Genomic DNA, 20,916 nt, shown 5'->3' on the forward strand with positions numbered 1-20,916 from the left:
TTATCTGTTAATTAAAGAGTTAATAGTAACCACGGTTTGATTGACTTCCTGAATGGATTGGAGGTATTTCAGTTCAATATCCGTAGCAGTCTGTAAGGCAAATAAATATTCTACATAGGAAATTTCTCCTGTTTTGTAGCCTAATTGTGCTGCTTTTACAATACTGCCAGCGTTAGGTATTGCCTGATTGACATAGTATTGATACTGTTCAAAATCCTGCTGATACTGGCTTATTGAATTCTGCAATTGGGCATTCAGCTGCTGCTGCTGGTACTGCAGGTTATTTTCTTCCATCTGCTTCTGATATTCAATAGAGCGGATTCTTGCTTTTGTTGCTCCAAAGGTGAGAGGAATAGAAACGCCGACATTTACCGAGCTAAACCTATTACCGGATCCGAAATATTTTTCCTGCCCGTTTACCGTTTGAATCCCAATTAATGACTGATTGGTGTATCCAAGGCTGAAGTCCGGTAAGCCCTGGGCTTTCTCCACTTTTTTATTCCTTTCCAGGATTTCTATATTCTGTTTCAAAAGCTGGATCGTAGGGTTGCTGGAAATGGTATTTTTATCAAAAAGGTATTCCAGTTTTAAAGGTTCATAATCCATTGATACGGGTACTGCAATATCTTCATCAGTGTTCAGTATTGCTTTCAGATTTTTATAAGCATTGATTAAATATACCCGGTTCTGCTGTAACAGAAGATTGATTTCTCCTTTCTGGGTTTCTGCCGTATTAATTTCAATTTTCTTGATATCTCCAGCCTTAAACCTTATGGTAGCTATTTTTATAAAGTCCCCATATAAGCTATCGAGATATTGCAGCTTTGTTTGGTTATACTGCAAATATTCAATCTGATAGTAATAGGATCTCACCTGCTTTACCAGTTCATTGACCGTTAAATCTTTTTCGATTTTCCTGGATTTAACCTGTTCCGCTATTAATTCTTTTCTTGCTTTAAATAAGGTCGGAAACGGAATACTCTGTGAAATGGCAAATGACTGATCAAATTTGGAGCTGTTATACTGCCCCAGCTGTGCATTGAAATCCATTTTAGGAAGTTCATTGGCGGTAGGCTTTAATGCTTCTGAAGCCTGCACTCCCAAATCTTTTGCTTTGATGGAAGTGTTATTCTTCTGCATAAGTTCTAAAGCATCCTGCAATGTTATATCACGTGAAGTCTGGGCTTTAAAGTTTTGTGCAGAGAACAGAAGTCCTAATATAACAACCAGCGTTAAAGGTTTTCCTTTCAGCTTGTTTTTAATATTAATCTTTGAGTTAAAAATAATATACAACATAGGTAATACAAATAAAGTCAGAAGAGTAGCGGAAATAAGCCCGCCGATAACCACGGTAGCAAGCGGTTTCTGAACCTCAGCTCCGGCACTGGAACTCATTGCCATAGGAAGAAAACCAAGGGATGCTACTGTTGCCGTCATTAATACGGGTCTTAACCTGGTTTTTGTTCCTTCCACCACTCGTTTTATAATATCGGATTCCCCTTCTTTTTCTAATTGATTAAAGGTTCCTATCAACACGATTCCATTCAGTACTGCTACTCCGAATAAAGCTATGAAGCCTACCCCCGCACTGATACTGAAAGGCATTCCTCTTAAAAGAAGGGCCAATACTCCTCCGATAGCACTCATAGGAATGGCTGTAAATATCAAGGTAGCCTGCTTAAAGGAATGGAAAGTAAAATACAACAGCATGAAAATGAGCAAAAGTGAAATCGGAACTGCAATCGTCAGTCTCTGGCTGGCTTCTTTTAAATTTTCAAACTGTCCTCCATAGGTAAAATAATATCCGGGAGGTAATTTTATCTGTTGGGAAAGTTTATCTTCAATATCCTGCACTACGCTTTCCACATCTCTTCCTTTCACATTGAATCCGATTACAATTCTTCTTTTTCCTGCTTCCCTACTGATTTGGGCAGGCCCTATTTTATAATCTATTTTAGCTACCTGTGACAAAGGGATCTGAGCCCCTGTATTTGTAGGAATCACCAGGTTACTTACATCGTCAATATTGGAACGGTAAATGCTATCCAGCCTCACCACAAGATCAAATCTTCTTTCATTTTCAAAGATCTGTCCGGCAGCTTTTCCTGCAAAAGCAGTACTCAATACATTATTAACATCTTCTACATTCAATCCGTAATTGGCTATTCTGGTGCGGTCATAGGTTACATTAATCTGAGGAAGCCCGCCTACTCTTTCCACTTGCGGAGAAGTGGCTCCATCCACACTTTGGATCACCTTACTTACTTTATCTGCATATACTGAAAGCGTATCCATATTTTCTCCGAATATTTTAACGGCCACATCCTGTCTGATTCCGGTCATTAATTCATTAAAACGCATCTGGATGGGCTGGTTTTTCTCGAAGAACACTCCCGGAATTACTTGTAGTTTTTCTGTAATTTCGTCTGCAAGTTCGGTATAGGATTTTTTAGTTTTCCATTCGCTTTGGGGTTTAAGCACTACGATAAGATCGGTTGCCTCAGGCGGCATAGGATCCGTTGGCACTTCTGCAGCTCCTGTTTTTCCCACTACCATTTTTACTTCATCAAACTGCTTGATTATTCTGGAAGCCTGCATAGAAGTTTCTATACTCTGGCTTAGGGAACTTCCCTGTGGAAGAATACAGTGAAACGCAAAGTCTCCTTCCTGTAATTGTGGAATAAATTCTCCCCCCATCCTGCTGAATAACACGACTGAGATGCTGAATAAGCCCACGGCTATTCCTACAACAATATATTTTATTTTAATGGTTTTCTTTAATAACGGCTGATATTTACCTTGAAGCCAGTTCATCATCTTATCTGAAATGGTTTCTTTATGGGAAATCTTTTTAGATAGGAAAAGAGCACACATCATAGGAATATAGGTAAGAGAAAGTATCAATGCTCCGAGGATCGCAAAACCTACTGTCATGGCCATTGGAGAAAACATTTTCCCTTCAATTCCGGCTAAGGTGAGAATAGGAATATATACGATAAGGATGATAATTTCTCCGAAGGCTGCACTTCCCCGGATCTTTGAAGCGGACAGAAATACTTCTTCGTCCATTTCCTGCTGGGTCAGCCTTTTCATAGATTTCCTCAACCCCAAATGATGCAGGGTAGCTTCTACGATAATTACCGCTCCGTCTACAATAAGCCCAAAATCTATCGCTCCAAGGCTCATAAGGTTGGCACTTACACCAAAGACGTTCATCATTGCCAAAGCAAATAGTAAAGACAAAGGAATGGCAGATGCTACAATGAGCCCTGCTCTAAGGTTTCCTAAAAACAATACTAAAACGAAAATAACGATCAAAGCTCCTTCTATAAGGTTCTTCTGAACCGTACTTATAGCTCTGTCCACGAGATTTGTCCTGTCTAAAAACGGTTCTATTACCACATCAGCGGGTAATGATTTCTGAATAACAGGAATTTTTTCTTTAACTCTTTTAACAACTTCATTACTGTTCGCTCCTTTAAGCATCATAACTACACCTCCTACCGCATCTGTCTGTCCGTTATAGGTCATTGCTCCGTAACGGGTCGCATGCCCAAAGCCAACTTTAGCAACATCTTTTATAAAAATAGGAACACTCCCTGTATTCTTAACTGCTATATTTTTTACATCTTCTAAAGAGGTAGCCAGACCTATTCCCCGGATAAAATAGGCATTAGGTTTTTTATCAATATAGGCACCCCCTGTATTCTGATTGTTTTTTTCAAGTGCTGTAAAAATGTCTGAGATGCTTATTCCCAATGCTTTCAATTGATTGGGGTTTACGCCTACTTCATATTGTTTCAATTCTCCTCCAAAGCTATTTACCTCAGCAATTCCTTCTGTTCCGTATAATTGTCTGGCTACTATCCAATCCTGCATAGTACGCAGATCTTTTGCATTATATTTCTTTTCACTCCCTTTCTTAGGATGCAGAATATACTGATATACTTCTCCCAATCCGGTACTTACCGGCGCTAGTTCGGGAGTTCCTATTCCTTTGGGAATATTTTCTTCTGCCAGTTTTAATTTTTCTGTAATAAGCTGACGGGCAAAGTAAATGTTTACATTATCTTTAAAAACAACTGTAATTACTGATAATCCAAATCTGGATATACTGCGTGTTTCCACAATGTCCGGAATATTAGCAATGCTCTGTTCTATTGGAAAGGTTACAAACTGTTCAACCTCTTCTCCTGCCAACGTGGGGCTCACTGTAATAATCTGAACCTGATTATTCGTGATATCGGGTACTGCATCAATAGGAAGCTTACTGGCGCTCCATACTCCCCAGATGATGAGTAGCAAAGTCATTATACCAATAACAATTTTGTTTTTGATACTAAATTTTATGATTTTATCTAACACTATTGATTATATTTTTATTGAATAACATATGCAATGTATCTTACGATAACAGTGCAAAAATATTAATGAAACCTCTGCAATGGTATTGCAAAGTTCGAATACTCAGAAAGTAAAAACTTTCTATGGATCAATAGATTAAATTTTGGGTGGCTGCCAGATATGGTTGTATATCTGATAGGAAAGGTCATTCTTATGGAAAAGAATTTTTTTGGAAAAATATGTTTTAATTTCTGCCGGAAACTCCCATAAAGGGTCCATTTTAAAAGCCGTTACGGTCATCTGACAACAGTTACAGCTACAAAGCGGTGAGCATATATCTGCACTATCTTTTAAATGGGAAGCCCGAATATTTATAGAAGTTAATGCATTCCGACTATTTTCCGGCTGAGGGTATGTATCTGCGCATGGCGTTATGGATAATGCCATGAAATAGAATGCGAAAATCAGTCTGAGCAGATTCATAGTACAAAGGTAGCACTTTTTAAAGTGTTTTAATAAGTCTTCCATATATTAATTCAATTTTAATAATTTGATTACCAATATTATGTTAAATTAAATACTAATGTATTTTCTTATCTTTACACCCTTTAAAAAACACTACATAATGAAAAAAATTTTATTTATTTTAGTTTTTGTGATCTTTCATAATTTTCAATCACAAACTTTTTCAAGCTTTACGACTGCCGGAAATCTAAATCAGTATGTTCCCGTAAGCTTCAAACCTACAACCTCTGATGGAGGTAACAGAACATTTTTTATAACCCGTAACGACATCCATGAAGGAAGAAACTGGCTGGCTCACGGTATTGTAGCCATAACGGGAGTCGGATACGGATGGGGATCCGGTGGTAACGGTCTTCGTGTGGACAATTTCACCTATGGATATGACACTACAAATAATTCCAGGATCGTTAATTTCTTAGGAAGAGTCGTGGTATCACTGGCCACTAATGATATTGTTGTTTTTTTACGAGGAGGCACAAAGTACTACTACACCAATTCTACCATAACCTCTAACACGGGAGCTTACCAGGATGCTGCCGGACTCAACTTAACGTCCGTATCAATTAATGATCCCCTCTATAACCTTCCTAAAGGAACTTACTACGGAAGTACTGATATCACTGGTAAAACTTCCAATTTTGCAGCTATTGACAATGGAAATGTGGGAATAGGAATCAGTAATCCTACCAACAAATTAGATGTGAATGGAATAGTTCACGCCAAAGAAGTAAAGGTAGATCTTCAAAACTGGCCTGATTATGTTTTTAAAAACAACTATACTCTTAATAGCTTAGAAGATATTGAAAAATACATTGCTGAAAATGGACATTTACCTAATATTCCATCTGCAAAAGAAGTCGAAGAAAATGGAATTGGACTAGGGCAAATGAACGCCAAGCTTTTAGAAAAAATCGAAGAGCTTACTCTCTATTCCATTGAGCAGAATAAGCAGCTTAAAGGACAATCTGAAAAGATCGAAAAACTGGAAAAGCAGTTGGAACAGATTCTTTCTGAAAAGAAATAACAGATTTTGTCTCTTTTTATTAACCAATGAGAAAGTATAATCGGGAATAGAAAAACGATAATAAAGTATTTTTCAAGCTTACTGACAAATCAAATAAAATTTTCTATTTTGATTTAAAGGCTAAAAAAATGGATTCTTTACATCTTGATATTACTGTTAATGATTGAGTGGGAAGATCAGAACAGTATCTATGGAAATAGTTATTTGATGATGAGTTTTTAACTTGGATATTTTAACCCATACACAACAAAATAAATAATCATCCATTATTTCACATATCTTCAAAAAATCCCCTATTTTTACTTTATGAAAATTTTAATCATCAACGGACCCAACCTCAACCTTTTAGGAACACGAGAACCTGAAGTATATGGAACGACTTCCATGGAAGATTATCTGAATGAATTAAAAAAAGAATTTTCTTCTAACGAAATTTTATATTTCCAGTCCAATATTGAAGGGGAAATTATCAACAGGCTTCAGGAACATGATTTTGATGCAGTGGTTATCAATCCCGGCGCTTTTACCCACTATTCTTATGCAATCGCTGATTGTTTAAAGAATATAAGGAAACCCAAAGTAGAGGTTCATATCAGTAACATCTATAAAAGAGAGGAATTCCGGCAAAAATCCGTTACAGCTGCCTGTACGGACAGTGTATTGTCCGGTTTCGGAATGAAAGGATATCAATTAGCTATTATAAGCTTACAATAAAAAAAGCCTCATCAATGATGAGGCTTTCGTATGTTTATATGGTTTGTTCCTGTAATTGAGGCCCTGAAGTTACCAACTTCTTGCCTTCTTCTGTATTACAGTACTGTTCAAAATTCTTGATATACTTAGCCGCTAGATCTTTAGCTTTATCTTCCCATTCAGAAGCTGAACCATAGGTATCTCTCGGATCTAAAATCCCTTCTGATACATTCGGTAATGAAGTAGGAATTTCTAAGTTCATAATAGGAACTTTCGCTTTCGGAGCATTTTCAATGGTTCCGTCAATGATCGCATCAATAATCGCTCTTGTATCTTTTAAAGAAATTCTCTTTCCTGTCCCGTTCCATCCTGTATTTACCAGATATGCTTTTGCTCCGTGTTCTTTCATTTTCCCGATCAGTGTTTTAGAATACATTGTTGGGTGTAAAGTAAGGAAAGCTTCTCCAAATGCAGGGGAGAAAGATGGTTGAGGTTCCGTAATTCCTCTTTCAGTTCCTGCCAGTTTTGAAGTGTACCCACAAAGGAAGTGATATTGCGCCTGATTCTCATCCAATATAGAAACAGGAGGTAATACTCCAAAGGCATCGGCAGAAAGATAAACAATCTTCTTAGCATGTCCTGCTTTGGATGGTAACACTATTTTATTTATATGGTAGATCGGATAAGAAACTCTTGTGTTTTCGGTAATGGATCCGTCTGTATAATCAGCAACTCCGTTGTTGACCACCACATTCTCAAGAAGTGCATCTCTTTTAATAGCTCTGAAAATATCCGGTTCTTTTTCTGCTGACAGATCAATAACCTTAGCATAGCAGCCTCCTTCATAATTAAACACTCCATTATTATCCCAACCATGCTCATCGTCCCCGATTAAGTATCTCTTAGGATCTGCAGAAAGTGTCGTTTTTCCAGTTCCGGAAAGACCGAAGAATAAGGCTACATCTCCTTTTTCTCCTACATTGGCAGAACAGTGCATGGAAGCCATACCTTTCAATGGCAGGTAGTAGTTCATCATGGCAAACATTCCTTTTTTCATTTCTCCACCGTACCAGGTTCCCCCGATAATCTGTACTTTTTCAGTAAGGTTGAACATGATAAAGTTTTCAGAATGTAATCCCTGAGCTTCCCAGTTAGGGTTTGTAGTTTTAGAACCATTAATTACCGTAAAATCCGGTTCTCCAAAGTTTTCCAGTTCATAATGGGAAGGACGGATAAACATATTCGTGACGAAATGTGCCTGCCATGCCACTTCCATAATAAATCTTACTTTAAGTCTTGTATCAACATTAGTTCCGCAAAAAGCATCTACTACATAAATTTTCTTAGAAGTTGAAAGCTGGTCCACTACTAATTCTTTACAAGAATCAAATATTTCCGATGTTGTTGGCAAATTGACTTTTCCATCCCAGAAAATCGTATCCTTAGTAACATCATCCTGAACTATGTACCTGTCTTTAGGTGAACGGCCCGTGAAAATTCCTGTTTTTACCGATACTGCACCAGATTCTGTAAGTTCAGCTTTTTCAAAGCCTTGATTCTCAGGGGATATTTCTGCCTGATATAACTCTTCAAAAGAAGGGTTATAAATGACTTCATAGTTTCCCTTGATACCTAATTTTTCTAAATCCTGGACGATTTTAGCGTGTTTCATTTTACTTATATTTTCTATTTCTTTCTTGTGTTAACAAAATTAAATATTAATTTACTGTTAAGTCTCTTTAAATATAATGATATAAGTCAGAATGACAAAGAAAAAAACAGACGTATAAAAATCTAAAAATCAACCGATTAAATCTTCCCACTCAAAAATTGTGGTAAATCCTTTTCCCCAAAAATAGTCTCTAAACCCCTCAAATTTTGCACTCATTACAAAATCTCCTCCCCAAGCTCCCAGACTTTTCACAAAGACAGGACAATTCTGAAAGAACTTTTCCTTCACGGTAGGCATATTCAAAAAGGCCGATATTTTTTGCTCGTGAATCATCATCAGTCCGGAAAACTCGACCAGGTTTTGACAATCTACAATTTTTCTTGTCAGGTCTGTATATTCGTTGATTAATGCCTGAGATTTCTCCCGGGATTTGTATAAGGCAATACCTTCCCTGCTATCTTGTTTCTGATTTAAATGAATAAATATCAGCTCATTTTTAAATACGGGATTAAAGTCTACCTTAGTGTATTGTATATCTGGCTGGCTTTGATAGAGAACAGCTGATTTTTCTTTGGCTACGGCAATATCATATCCGCTTCCTCCCAGACTTATCGCATTAAGCTGAAAAGGATCCGTACCGGACCATTCCGCAAGGTTATTCATTAATGTGGAACTGCTGCCCAGTCCGTAATCAGCGGGAAATTGCAGGTTGGTTTTTAAATAATAGGAGGTGGTATCTTTGAATTTTGTTTGGGAAAGCTCCTGTACATTCTTTAATACTTTGAGTATAAATTCAGCAGCGGGAATAAGGTTCGCTTCCACAATTTCCCAATTTTTATAATCAATAACCGCATGGAGCCATAATTGGTTCTGATGGTAAGCTTTCCAGAAAATAAGGGATTGCCCATCGGGCTTTTCATCAAAGAAAAACTCTTGTCCCAGCTTTGTAGGTACTGCTAAGACAAGAGCTCCATCTATTGCGAAATATTCGGAAGTAAGCATCAGCTTTCCTGGTGAAAATATCTCGCCCATAGTATTATAATTAAATAGCAGAAGCTACTTCTACACTATTATCAATTTTTTTAATCAATCCCTGAAGGGTTTTTCCCGGACCCACTTCTACAAAATTAGAAGCTCCGTCTTTGATCATATTCTGAACGGACTGAGTCCATTTTACAGGGCCCGTTAACTGAGCAATCAGATTCTTTTTAATTTCATCAGGGTTTACTACCGCCGTAGTGGTAATATTCTGATATACCGGAATGGTTGCTTTTCTGAATTTGGTCTGTTCGATCGCCGCTGCCAGTTTTTCTTGTGCAGGCCGCATTAAAGGAGAGTGGAAGGCTCCGTTTACAGGAAGTAACAACGCTCTTTTTGCTCCTGCTTCTTTTAATTTGGCACAAGCTTCTTCAACAGCAGCTGTTTCTCCTGAAATTACCAATTGCCCGGGGCAATTATAATTGGCAGGAACAACAATCCCTTCAATCTGACTACAAATTTCTTCTACTTTAGCATCCTCCAATCCTAAGATTGCGGCCATAGAGCTTGGATTAGCATCACATGCTTCCTGCATTGCTTTGGCTCTTTGTGATACGAGCTTTAAACCATCATCGAAGGATAAAACGCCATTGGCTACCAGCGCAGAAAACTCTCCTAATGAGTGTCCGGCTACCATTTCTGCTCCCAGTCCGTTGATTGCTTTTAAAGCAGCTACTGAGTGGATAAATATCGAAGGTTGTGTAACCTCTGTTTTTTTCAGGTCTTCATCTGTTCCGTTAAACATTACAGAAAGAATATCAAAACCTAGAATTTCATTGGCAGATTCCATCAAGTCTTTTATATCTTTTCTAGAATCATATAATTCTTTCCCCATCCCAACGAATTGAGAACCCTGCCCAGGAAATACAAGTGCTTTCATTTATTAATTTAAAATATTATGCAAATATAAGTATAATGTTAAAAAAATTCCTTAATAACTCAAACTTTAAGGAATTAATCTTACAACACGGTAACCTGTGTTTACGTAGGCACCATTGGCTTTAGATTTTACAAATTCAAACTTGGTTGCAAGCTGAGTCTGGACTTTATTCATTTGTTTGAATATTTCTCCTCTTTTATTTTCTCTGGTAAGCATATCGTTTACGATATCAAAACCGATAATAGCATATTTAGGAGGTGTCTTACAGTATTTGGTTTTATATTCTGCCAAAATTTCTTTTTCAAAGCTACCGTCAGTATTGATCTTCCTGTCCATCACATAGACAAGGCTTGCCTGGCTGAGATCATCCACTTTTTTCTCAAAACTTGGGGTATAATACATACTGAAAGCTTTTAATCCCTGAACTTCTTTAGATAAAGCTATTATTCTGTTGGAGAATGCTTCTCCCACGCTGTCATTATTATTGGCAAGGATAGCGATGACAGGAACGGATTGCCCTGTTGCTATATTCTGGTCAAGCTGTATGTCCGAAGGTGAGTTTACGATAACTACATTTGGATTTTTAACTTCTTTTTCAAGATGGCTTTTTATATAATTGGCATTTTCTTTTTTAGCATCTGCCACAATATATATTTTCTGGTCGGAATATACTCCTTTTACTTCATCTATAATCTTATCAGCATAGGCATTATCATTGGTTTCTACAATAATAAGATTACTATGGTCATATAATTCAGGTGAGTTGGCGAAAGGGGCCACTACCGGAATTTTTTGGTTTTTAATAAAATCCAACACATCAATTACATTGGATTTGAAGAATGGACCAATGATAAGATCGGTATTGTTAGGATTAAGCTGAGTCAATGAATTTCTGAATGTAGCTTCATTTCCTGAGTCTACAATCTTAATATCAAGCTTCTGTCCTCCTCTGGCATTTCTTTCAATGGCTAATTTTGCTCCTGTAAGGAAGTCCATTGCCATATTTCTATATTGGGTCTCATTCGTACTGTACCCAAATGGCAACATCAATACTACGCTAAGCGCATCTCCATTCTTTTTGATATAGGCAGGATCCAGCTTTTTAATTTTCAGGATCATTCCTACTTTTAACCCGTTGGATAATTCCGGGTTAAGGGCGATCAGTTCATCAATGCTGATTCCATATTTATTTACGATAGAGAAAACGGTATCTCCCTGCTGTACGGTATAGGTTACATATTCATCTGCAGAAGCGCTTGCTTCTACAGTGCTTCTTGAACTCGATTTCTCATTTCCAGAGTCTATCGTTGTTTTTGAATTCTTAGCTATTTCAGTTTCTGATTTTTTAATAAAGATAGTCTCGCCGGGCTTTAATCCTTTTTCTTCCAATCCTGGGTTTAAGGCAAATAATTCCTGTTGAGAGATATTAAATTTCTTCGAGATTCTGTAATAATTATCTTTGGACTGGATCACATATGTTTCTCCTTCATTAGCGGAAGTAACTGGTGTCTCCGTAACAGCATCGGGAGTTTTTACCGGCGTGGACGCTAGGCTTTGCCCCTCTCCATATTTTTTTATGCTTTCCAAAGGAAGTGTTACTTCATCTCCAATTTTCATGTGAGAATCCAAATCCGGATTGAGCTTTCTAAGATCAGTTTCTGAGATACGGTATTGTTTTGTAATCCCATAAATGGTTTGTTTAGGCTGCAAAACTATCTTACCTAATTCCCTGGATCCTGATTTTACAGCAGTTCCGGAAACTGTATTTTTATTAGATTTAACGGCTAAGACATCACCGATCGCAATCTTTCCGTCTTTAACATTCGGATTAAGTTTTAGCAACTCATCTACAGTTATGTTATATCGCTTGGCAATATTATAAGGAGTATCTCCCTTTACAACTGTATGAGATGTCTGAGCTGAAGCACTCAAAAACATGCATAAACCTGACAAAATAAAAAACCGCTTTATCATATTTGATATTATAAATTACAAAAATACTTCTTTAAAATTAAATGGCAATAATTATTAGTTTTGATTCCTGAACCACCATCTCTTCTAAACAAGTTTCAAGCCAAGCATAGCCATTGTCTGCAAAGAATACACTAAAGTTATAGACTCTTTCCTGCCATGTTTTCGACGGATGAATATCCAAAAACAGGTTCTCCAGCCTTTCCAGCAATTCTTTCTGCTTTATTTTTTCTGCCCGTAAAAGGCGCTTTTTCATTCTTTGAAATGAGCGGAGCTGTCTTACTTCTTCTGCTTTTACCAGGTTGCCAAATGATTTTTCCGTTGTTTCGGCAATAGCTTTCAGATCAGAAAAACTTTGGGTAAGCTGATGTTCTTTTTGGTCCAGCAAATCCAAAATTTCATTATTATCTAAAATTCTATTATTGGTAATGGCAGCAAAATTCTGAAAGAAATCCTCAATATGTAAATCCAGATGATCTACTTTTTTTAGCGTTTTCTCTGTTAAAAATAACATTGAATTTCTGGGAATCAGCACCGGAAACGGAATATTTATTTTTGAAAAATAATCTTTCAGCTCCAGCCAGTACATAATTTCTGCATTTCCTCCTATATAAGCCAGATTGGGTAATATTTTTTCCTGATAAACCGGTCTCATCAATGCATTGGGACTGAATCTTTCCGGAAACTGCTGCAGTTCATTCAGGATCTCGTCTTTAGTGAATATAATATTTTTATCAACCACAAAATATTTTTCACCGTTGAACTCAATTCTGTCTCTTGTATCGGAAAGATAAAAAAGGTTTATTTCTCTAGGATTTACCTGCACCTTTCCATATTTTGCCGTAAGAAAATCTACTTTCTCTTTTGAAGTGTTATTCAGACTGGAATTAAGAAGCTCATCTTCAAAGATATTCTTCATCTGAGCTTTTAAATCTTTGTTGTCTCCATCCAGAATCAGTAATCCTAATTCTGAGAAAAGCCTGTTAACAATTGTTTTAATAGCATCCGTAAGAGTATTTCCTTCTTTATAAGCTTCTTTCAGCATCAGAATAAGCTCGGTTCCAAATACGGAATCTTTAAATTCTTTTTCAAATTCTGAAATAAAGAAGGTATCACTGATGGATATACGTCCCACAGGTCCTCCTGATGGTTCATTGATCTCATAGTAGCCGTTTTCCGTTTTAAAGTGGTTGATTTCCGCAAAGTCATGGTCCTCGGAGGCCATCCAATAAACGGGAACAAAATTAAAGTCCGGAAAATATTCTTTTAAATAAGTACAGGTTTTAACGGTTTGTAAAATCTTATAAACAAAGAAAACAGGTCCTGTATAGAGGTTAAGCTGATGCCCCGTTGTAATGGTGTACGTATTGGATTCTTTTATCTTTAATATATTATCCTTCTGCCTGGAAGATAATGGAAGGTTGGAAAGTTGTTTTTCAAAAGTCTGTGCCAAAATTTCCCTCTGTTCATCCGAAAAAGACTGCTCTTTAGAATGAATTTGCCGGGTGAAATTTTCCAGCGTAAACGTATTGTTTTCAAAACCCTCAATTTCATGATTTAAAAAATCCTTGATGAGCTGAGGAATACTTTCAATATCGTTAAATGATATTTTATTAATTGTTTTCAACTTCTATTTTCTCTTTTAATTGAACAGATACCAAACTATTCCTATATTCAATCTGAAGTCATATACCGGATAATGCGGGAATGCATAGGCTTTGTTGTTGGAAAGTAAAGTTCCTACCTGCTGACCTTCTATGAAGAAAAACATTTTCTTTACTTTCATATTGAAATAAACATCCGCAATGGGCTGTCCTCCGATTGAAAAAGAATTGGAGTTCGGTAAAATATATTCGTTTAGTATCGGGGAATAATCTCTTGAAGCAAATTTGGGAAAATAATAGGTTTTAATACCTGCCTGAATTTCTGCTGCATTTTTGAATGCTTTGGTCTGATAAAAAATATTGGCTCTTCCTATGAAGCCGGGCATTGGGTACAATTCTTTATTGGTTAAAGCATTCTGAAACTGCAATCTTGTGTTAAGATGAAATTTTCCAAAACTGAAAGTTGCATCTCCTCCTATCTGAGAGATATTCAATGAGCCGTCACTTTGCTGAGGCTGTGCATTACTATCTAAGTAGGTGTAGTTATCTATTCTAAAATAGTTTACGAAAAGTTCAGTTTTAAACCATTTTAAATTGATATTCCCTCCTATCTCGGTAATGGATTGGTTACTGGCATTCTGCAGATAATAATTAAATTTATTATAAACCGAAGTATTCAGTAGATAATTAAAGGTAGGATAAACACTCTGAAAGTTTACTTTAGCGTTGACAAAGTAATCTTTTATGGGTTCAAATTTAAGGTTGTTGGTCGTTTTTAAATAGTTTCCAAACTCTTTACCATTGGAAAATTCCAAAAAGGAATTAAGCTGAATTTTATTCCAAAGCTTAACCTGTAAGTTTCCAACCGCACCCAGTCTGTTCTCTTTAAGTTCTGCGGGAATCGTCAGATTTTCCAAAGCAGTCTGGTTCATCCCGAATTTAAGCACCTGGTAACGGACTCCTGCATCGAGCTTAATTTTTTCGTTATCAAATACAAGGCTTACCGTATTGCTTAGGTTATCCGAATATTTTTTGGTGGACAGCGGAAAGTTGGAGACCAATTCGGTATCATCAGTATACCAATAAGGTTCTAAAGCCGTTTGTCCATAATAATATTTGTTTCCCTGATGATAAATAGTATGTCGTATTCTAAAAGGATATTTCTCAGAATTAAAAGGGGTAAACTGATGGCTCAGATAATATCTTCGGTACGAAAACTGTGAGCTTGAATAGGATAAATTGACCTGGGCATTCTGCCTGTTACTAAGGTTGCTGTCCCCACTTTGAAAAAGATCATCTTCCACAATTCCTCCATTTTCCTGATTATTTACATTTTGATGAAGGTAATGGGCAAATAATTCATAGTTCCCGTTTTTGGAAACATAATGCCCGGAAAAGATCGTATTATTATTGGATGCCAGTGAATTTCTGTACAACCCCTGGGAACGAAGTCCCATATATTCCAATGCAAAATTAAATCTCTTTCCAATATTCTGGGTATAAGTAGATTTCAGGGCTGCACCGTTTCTCATAGAATTATGATAAACAAATGAAGCGGTAGGTGTTTTCACGTCATAATATCTTACTTCTTTTGCTCCTATAATTCCATAAGACTTATTGGTAGGCAGTAAAGCAAGATCCTGTTCAGGATTGACTTCAAAAGATAAAGGGTTAAAACCGGCTCCTATATTGGCGACCTGAGCTCTTCCAAAATTATCTTTGTTATTATATTGTGAAAAGATATAGGTTTTATCAAATGTCAATACCGTATCAAAAACCTTTTTTTCGGAAAACTGGGTCTGATACAGATAATCATTTATAGTTGGTTTAAATATTTTCAGTGAATCTTTTTGACCGGAGTCTATCACCAACGTATCTTCCTTTATCTTATTGGAATCGGTTTTGTTTACAACCTGCGCATTAGTAATACAGCCAAAGAAGATTAATATAAAAAATATGTACTTCATTCTTTATTTTTGAAATACAAAAGTACATGTTTTTTTCATATCAACGCTTGTTAATAAATTCTACAAGCTTAATCATGTCAGGTTCCTTACTGAAGCTTATTTTATTGGATTTTATAAAGGTCTCAAGCTCTTTTTTGTCTAAAAAAAATAATTCAGCGGCATCTTTGAAATTTTTTGGATACTTATAGAACTGTGAATCTTTTGATATGAGATATAAATCCTTATCTTTTGCAAAATAATCATTTGCATCTTTTGTATAGCCATTGGGACTTTTTTCTCCCCTTAACAGCTCTACCTTCTCTCTTTTAAACAAGGAATAAGTAGGACCTTCTGATAATATAACCAGATACCCTGATTTAGATTTATTATCATAGGTATAATTTAGGCATTTATAGACTTTCTTCAATTTCGGAAATTCAATGATGAGTCCATCTATTTTATTGGCATAAAAAGTTTCTTCATTATTTTTAAATTCCATTTCATCTTCATAGGCATTGTACCGTAGATCCTGTACATCTTTACTATATCCCTGAATATTTACTTTTTGGAAATTTCCTCCGTTGATATAGGGACTCCCGTCAATTACCGTAGACTTATCAGGTGCTTTAGTCTGAGAAAATAATGCTCTGCCTTCATTTACATTTAAAACACTTCCTCCCATATTGTTATTTTGGCTGAATAAAACAGAATTAAAAAATAAACCTAGAATTATTACAGCTAATTTGGCTATTGATTTCATAATATTTTTTTTAAATATAAACAAAAAAGGCCTGTTACCAGGCCTTTTTTTTATAATTACTATAATTATATCTTAGTTATCATATCCAGGGTTTGAAACGATTGGCGTTCCCGCGATATCGGTTTCAACTCTTGGAATTGGGAAAGCTGTCAGCTGAGGGTTTGTACTTACACCTGCTGGTCTTGGTACTGTATCTCCCCATCTCAATAGATCCCATAATCTAAATCCTTCTCCAACTAATTCTTTAGATCTTTCTAATTTCAATGTTGCCATATCTACAGAAGATGCAGCAGGAAGACCTCTCTGTTCAACAATTAAGTTATAATAAGTTAACGCTTTAGCAGGATCACCTCCATTAAGCTCAGCCTCTACTCCGTTAAGAAGAACTTCTTCATATCTGATTAGTTTAATATTATCAGATCCTTCAAGATTTGGATATTTATATAAATAATACTCTCCGTCCGTAAACTCAATAATTTGAGATCTAACATCCGCAGCATCATACTGATCATATAAATCCGGGCTAACTACAGTATTTCCGTACCCATCATAGTTGAACATATATCCCCAAGAATCCGTACCGTTTGCTCCGGCAACACCTACTGCCAATTCGAAGATACTATTATTCTGTTTAGAAGCACTCCATGAACCTACATAAGAAGCTTCAGGCATTACCTGATATTGTGCACTTGCTACAATTTCATCTACTAATGTTCTCACTTTAGCATAATCTTGCTTATATAGATAAAATCTAGTCATTAATGTCTTAACTGCATTAATAGTAAGATCTACTTTATCCGTACTTACACTTCCTCCTATGTTTGCTTCCATTAATGCAAGACCAGCATTAAAATCTGCTTCAATCTGAGCTTCATTCTCAGCTACCGTTCCTCTACCTTGCATCGCTTTAGGATCATATACCAATGGAGTAACTATTCCTAAGTTTCCACCTGTATATTTCTGGCCATATAGTTTTAATAGGTCAAAGAAATACAAAGCTCTTAAGGCACGTGCCTGACCGATATGATATCTTACAGCTTTACGGTCTGCATCTGTTCCTTGGATTCCGTTAACATCAGTGTTAATCAAAATATTAGCTTTAGCTACTGCAGTGTAGATTTGTCTGTAAGTATCTCTTGCATATGCATCGGAAGACGTCATAGTATAATTATATACTGTATTGTAATATCCTGCATATAAGTTACTGTACATTTCATCAGATCTTACTTCTGCATATAACCCATAATCTCTTCCATAATAAGTAGAAGATCTCATAGACGTGTACATACCTCTAGTAAAAGATTCAACTTCCGTTAAGCTAGTCAAAGGTCCCTGTTCCACATCTTGCTCAAACTTTGTCTCTACAAAATCATCACTACAAGAAATAGCTACTGTAGAAATTCCAAATGCTATAATTGCAACTTTTAAAAAGTTTATTTTCATTTTAATTCTTTTTTAAATATTAAAAACCAATACTAACACCTATGCTATAAGTTCTCAAAATTGGTAAGTTAAGGTTGGATGTACCATCCAAGTTAATTTCCGGATCCAGTTTCAATCCATCGTCAAACGTGTGTGTCCAAAGGTTTGTTCCCATCAAATAGATTTGAACAGAATTCAACCCGGAACCGTTTAAGAAATCTTTTGTAAATGTATATGAAAGTTTAAGATTTCCTAATCTGATATAATCACTGTCATACAAGAATCTTGTAGAAGCAGAATTACTACGTTTGTTACCACCATAGATAGGCTTAGGGTTTGCTGCTGTAGTATTTTCAGGAGTCCAATAGTCCATTTGATCAGCATATCCAGGGTAGTTTAAAGTATATTGACCATCACTGAACAGATAGTTGGCCCAATCGTTATAGATTTTACCTCCGAATCCGTACGTAAACTGAGCATCAAGACCGAAACCTTTATAGGCAAAGTTAAAGTTTGCTCCCCCGAATACTTTACTCAAGAAAGATCCTTGAACTGCTTGCTGAGCTTCATTATAATTATTGGTAGTAGCTCCGTCTTTACCATTGATGTACCATAATGGATCTCCATTATTAGGATCTACACCAGCCCACTTTCTTAAGTAGAATGTACGTACACTTTCTCCCACTCTGATTGTTGTAGTACCTGTGTTAACCGCACCTCCATATAATGAAGTAACTTCATTATGTAATGTACTTAAGTTGAAACCAACACTCATGTTAAATTGATCTCTGCTTCCTTTAAAAATGTCTCCATTTACAGCAAATTCAAAACCTCTGTTAACCAAGTCTCCAATGTTATCTACATAACTAGATAAACCTTGTGCAGATGATAAAGGAATGTTGTATACTAAATCTTCAGTCTTTTTATTATAGTAATCCGCAGAAACTGTTAATCTGTTTTGGAAGAATCCAAAATCAAACCCTACGTTAAAAGGTTTAATAGTTTCCCATTTCAAATTAGGATTGTATACTCCTGAATAAGTTGCAGCAGCTAAATCATCATAGTTTGTTGAATAAGAATAAAGAGCGTATGGAAGAGCAGAAATTTGGTTACCCACTTTACCATAGGAAGCTCTGAATTTCAAAGAAGAAATAGCTTCTATCCCTTTAAGGAAATCTAATCTTGCTAAATCAACACCTAACCCAGCAGACCAGAAGTCTCCTTCTTTTTGTCCCGGTGTAAAGTTTGACAATACATCTCGTCTATAAGATAAATCCAATAAAACAAATTTATCATAATCATAGTGACCCGTTAAAGCATATCCATATCTACTTGTTTCAACTTTGGTACCAGCCATAGACTGCATTTTAACAAAGTTTGAAAGAGTAGAAAGACTAAGAACCCCAACCGCTGAAGCTGTAGCTGTAAGATTTCTGAAATCTGTTTTATAAGCTTCCTGAATAGCAGCAAAATCAAAATTATGTTTATCCTGTAATTTGAAGTTATAGCTTAATATGTTCTGAACGTTAAAGTTAAAATATCTTCTTGTTCCTGATACAGCCAATCCGTTATAGTTTCTTCCGCCACCATGTAATGGGCTTCTGTATTCATCCTCTTCAATATTGATATATTCAGGAGCAAATACGAATCTATATTTTAAATTTTTAAGGATATCATATTCAGCATATAAACTACCGAAAATTCTCGCAGTTTTACCTACCTGAGAGTTTAGCTCAAGTAATGCCGCGTTATTAAATAAACCGTTGGACATTCTTCCGTTAGCTCCCCAATAGTAACTTCCATCACTGTTATATAAAGGATCTGTAGGTCTCAAGAAGTATTCTCCTAATACAGGATTCGAGAAACCTCCTCCGTTAGACAGTGTACTAATTTTACTGTAAGAAAGCTGAAGGTTTGTTCCAAATCTTAGTTTATCTGTTGCTTTTACATCTAATTTATTGGTAAAAGTAAGTCTGTTAAAATATGAATTTTTTACAATACTGTTTTGATCAAAGTAGTTAACGGAAGTATAATAAGAAATCTGATCATTTCCTCCGGAAACACTGAAATCAGCATTTTGAACATACGCTCCTCCTGAATGAGAAAGTGCATTTCTCCAGTCGGTATCTGCTCCTGTGTTATAGATAGTAGCTGCAGAAGCTCCTAATTGTCCCGCTTTAATAGCAGCTATTGTATTATCTAGTGTTCCTAATGAAGAATATCTATTTAATACACCTACTGCAACTAATTCTTGATACTGGGATGCATTTAATCCTCTATATCCTTCAATAGCTCTATCACTAACACCGTGGCTATAGTTCAAGTTAAATCTAGGCTTTCCTTTCTTACCTGATTTAGTAGTAATTACGATAACACCTGCTCCTGCATCGGCTCCATATACCGATGTTGATACAGCATCTTTAAGAACTGTAAGGCTTTCGATATCATCTGGGTTTATGTTCGCTAAAATGTTAGCAGTTGTACTATTCCCCGTTAAGTCACCTGATGATACTCTCACACCATCAATAACATAAATTGGAGTAACCCCTCCATTAATGGAAGCAACCCCTCTAACCCTTACAGAAGCGAAACCTCCGGGCTGTCCAGAAGTAGATCCTGTCTGTACCCCTGTAACTCTTCCCTGCAACATCTTATCAACGGAAGCTACTGGAATATCTTCAATCGCCTTAGCTTTCATTGTAGAGGTTGACCCTGTAATTTCTTGAACAGCTTTTTTCTGTCCAAATCCTACCATAACAACTTCTTCAATCTGTTGTTCTTTCGTAGTAGTATCCCTCTTGGATGACTGTGCAAAAGCAGCCTGTCCTAGGAAAAACAGAGCCCCCGCACTTAATACACGTAATTTAACATTCATATTAACAAATTTTAATATATTTAAGAAGGCAAATATGCTAATAATTATTAACATTCACAACTTTTTAACATATTTGTATTCCAATTTATTATAATTTAATAGTATGTAGTTTCAATTATAATTTCTAGGAAAATATTTTATTATTTTGTTAAATAGATATTC

13 protein-coding genes are annotated in these 20,916 nt (G+C 36.1%); 2 read left to right on the forward strand and 11 right to left on the reverse strand.

Features of this window, described 5'->3' with window-relative positions; translation table 11 throughout:
• Together ABJ974_RS15025 and ABJ974_RS15030 are read right to left on the reverse strand one after the other, a co-directional pair.
• Positions 1-4,365 (reverse strand): CusA/CzcA family heavy metal efflux RND transporter, encoded by a 4,365-nt coding sequence (locus ABJ974_RS15025; RefSeq protein WP_419869030.1) that lies wholly within the window; start codon positions 4,363-4,365, stop codon positions 1-3.
• Positions 4,366-4,500: 135 nt separating this feature from the next.
• Positions 4,501-4,872 carry a DUF6660 family protein gene (locus ABJ974_RS15030; protein ID WP_419869031.1) on the reverse strand — a complete coding sequence of 124 codons (372 nt, stop codon included), beginning with the start codon at positions 4,870-4,872 and terminating at the stop codon, positions 4,501-4,503.
• A gap of 97 nt (positions 4,873-4,969) precedes the next feature.
• On the opposite strand from ABJ974_RS15030, the gene ABJ974_RS15035 reads away from it, so the two are divergent.
• Together ABJ974_RS15035 and ABJ974_RS15040 are read left to right on the forward strand one after the other, a co-directional pair.
• Positions 4,970-5,893 (forward strand): hypothetical protein, encoded by a 924-nt coding sequence (locus tag ABJ974_RS15035; protein WP_419869032.1) that lies wholly within the window; start codon positions 4,970-4,972, stop codon positions 5,891-5,893.
• Positions 5,894-6,199: 306 nt separating this feature from the next.
• Positions 6,200-6,607, forward strand: coding sequence for a type II 3-dehydroquinate dehydratase (locus tag ABJ974_RS15040; RefSeq protein ID WP_419869033.1), 408 nt, complete (start codon positions 6,200-6,202; stop codon positions 6,605-6,607).
• A 34-nt stretch (positions 6,608-6,641) separates the two neighbouring features.
• Here ABJ974_RS15040 and pckA read toward each other — a convergent pair whose 3' ends face one another.
• The 9 genes from pckA to ABJ974_RS15085 form a co-directional block, all read right to left on the reverse strand.
• A complete protein-coding gene (gene pckA, locus ABJ974_RS15045) occupies positions 6,642-8,258 on the reverse strand; it encodes a phosphoenolpyruvate carboxykinase (ATP) (RefSeq protein ID WP_419869034.1) in 1,617 nt (538 codons plus the stop codon).
• Positions 8,259-8,387: 129 nt separating this feature from the next.
• Positions 8,388-9,290: a GYDIA family GHMP kinase gene (locus ABJ974_RS15050; protein ID WP_419869035.1), complete on the reverse strand. Its 903-nt coding sequence runs from the start codon at positions 9,288-9,290 to the stop codon at positions 8,388-8,390.
• 10 nt (positions 9,291-9,300) lie between these two features.
• Complete coding sequence (gene fabD, locus ABJ974_RS15055; protein ID WP_419869036.1) at positions 9,301-10,176, reverse strand: ACP S-malonyltransferase; 876 nt, start codon at positions 10,174-10,176, stop codon at positions 9,301-9,303.
• Positions 10,177-10,242: 66 nt separating this feature from the next.
• Positions 10,243-12,150: a LysM peptidoglycan-binding domain-containing protein gene (locus ABJ974_RS15060; protein WP_419869037.1), complete on the reverse strand. Its 1,908-nt coding sequence runs from the start codon at positions 12,148-12,150 to the stop codon at positions 10,243-10,245.
• A gap of 37 nt (positions 12,151-12,187) precedes the next feature.
• Entirely contained in the window at positions 12,188-13,774 is a 1,587-nt protein-coding gene (gene bshC, locus ABJ974_RS15065; RefSeq protein WP_419869038.1) for a bacillithiol biosynthesis cysteine-adding enzyme BshC, read from the reverse strand.
• 15 nt (positions 13,775-13,789) lie between these two features.
• Positions 13,790-15,718: a putative porin gene (locus tag ABJ974_RS15070; protein ID WP_419869039.1), complete on the reverse strand. Its 1,929-nt coding sequence runs from the start codon at positions 15,716-15,718 to the stop codon at positions 13,790-13,792.
• Between the two features lie 40 nt (positions 15,719-15,758).
• Positions 15,759-16,457, reverse strand: coding sequence for a hypothetical protein (locus ABJ974_RS15075; protein WP_419869040.1), 699 nt, complete (start codon positions 16,455-16,457; stop codon positions 15,759-15,761).
• A gap of 72 nt (positions 16,458-16,529) precedes the next feature.
• Positions 16,530-17,900, reverse strand: a complete 1,371-nt coding sequence (locus ABJ974_RS15080) for a RagB/SusD family nutrient uptake outer membrane protein (protein WP_419869041.1) — start codon at positions 17,898-17,900, stop codon at positions 16,530-16,532.
• 19 nt (positions 17,901-17,919) lie between these two features.
• The gene (locus tag ABJ974_RS15085; protein ID WP_419869042.1) at positions 17,920-20,754 is read right to left on the reverse strand and encodes a SusC/RagA family TonB-linked outer membrane protein; all 2,835 of its coding nucleotides are present in this window, start codon (positions 20,752-20,754) and stop codon (positions 17,920-17,922) included.
• Positions 20,755-20,916 lie beyond the last annotated feature (162 nt).

The organism is Chryseobacterium sp. CT-SW4 (assembly GCF_048572715.1).
GTDB lineage: Bacteria > Bacteroidota > Bacteroidia > Flavobacteriales > Weeksellaceae > Chryseobacterium.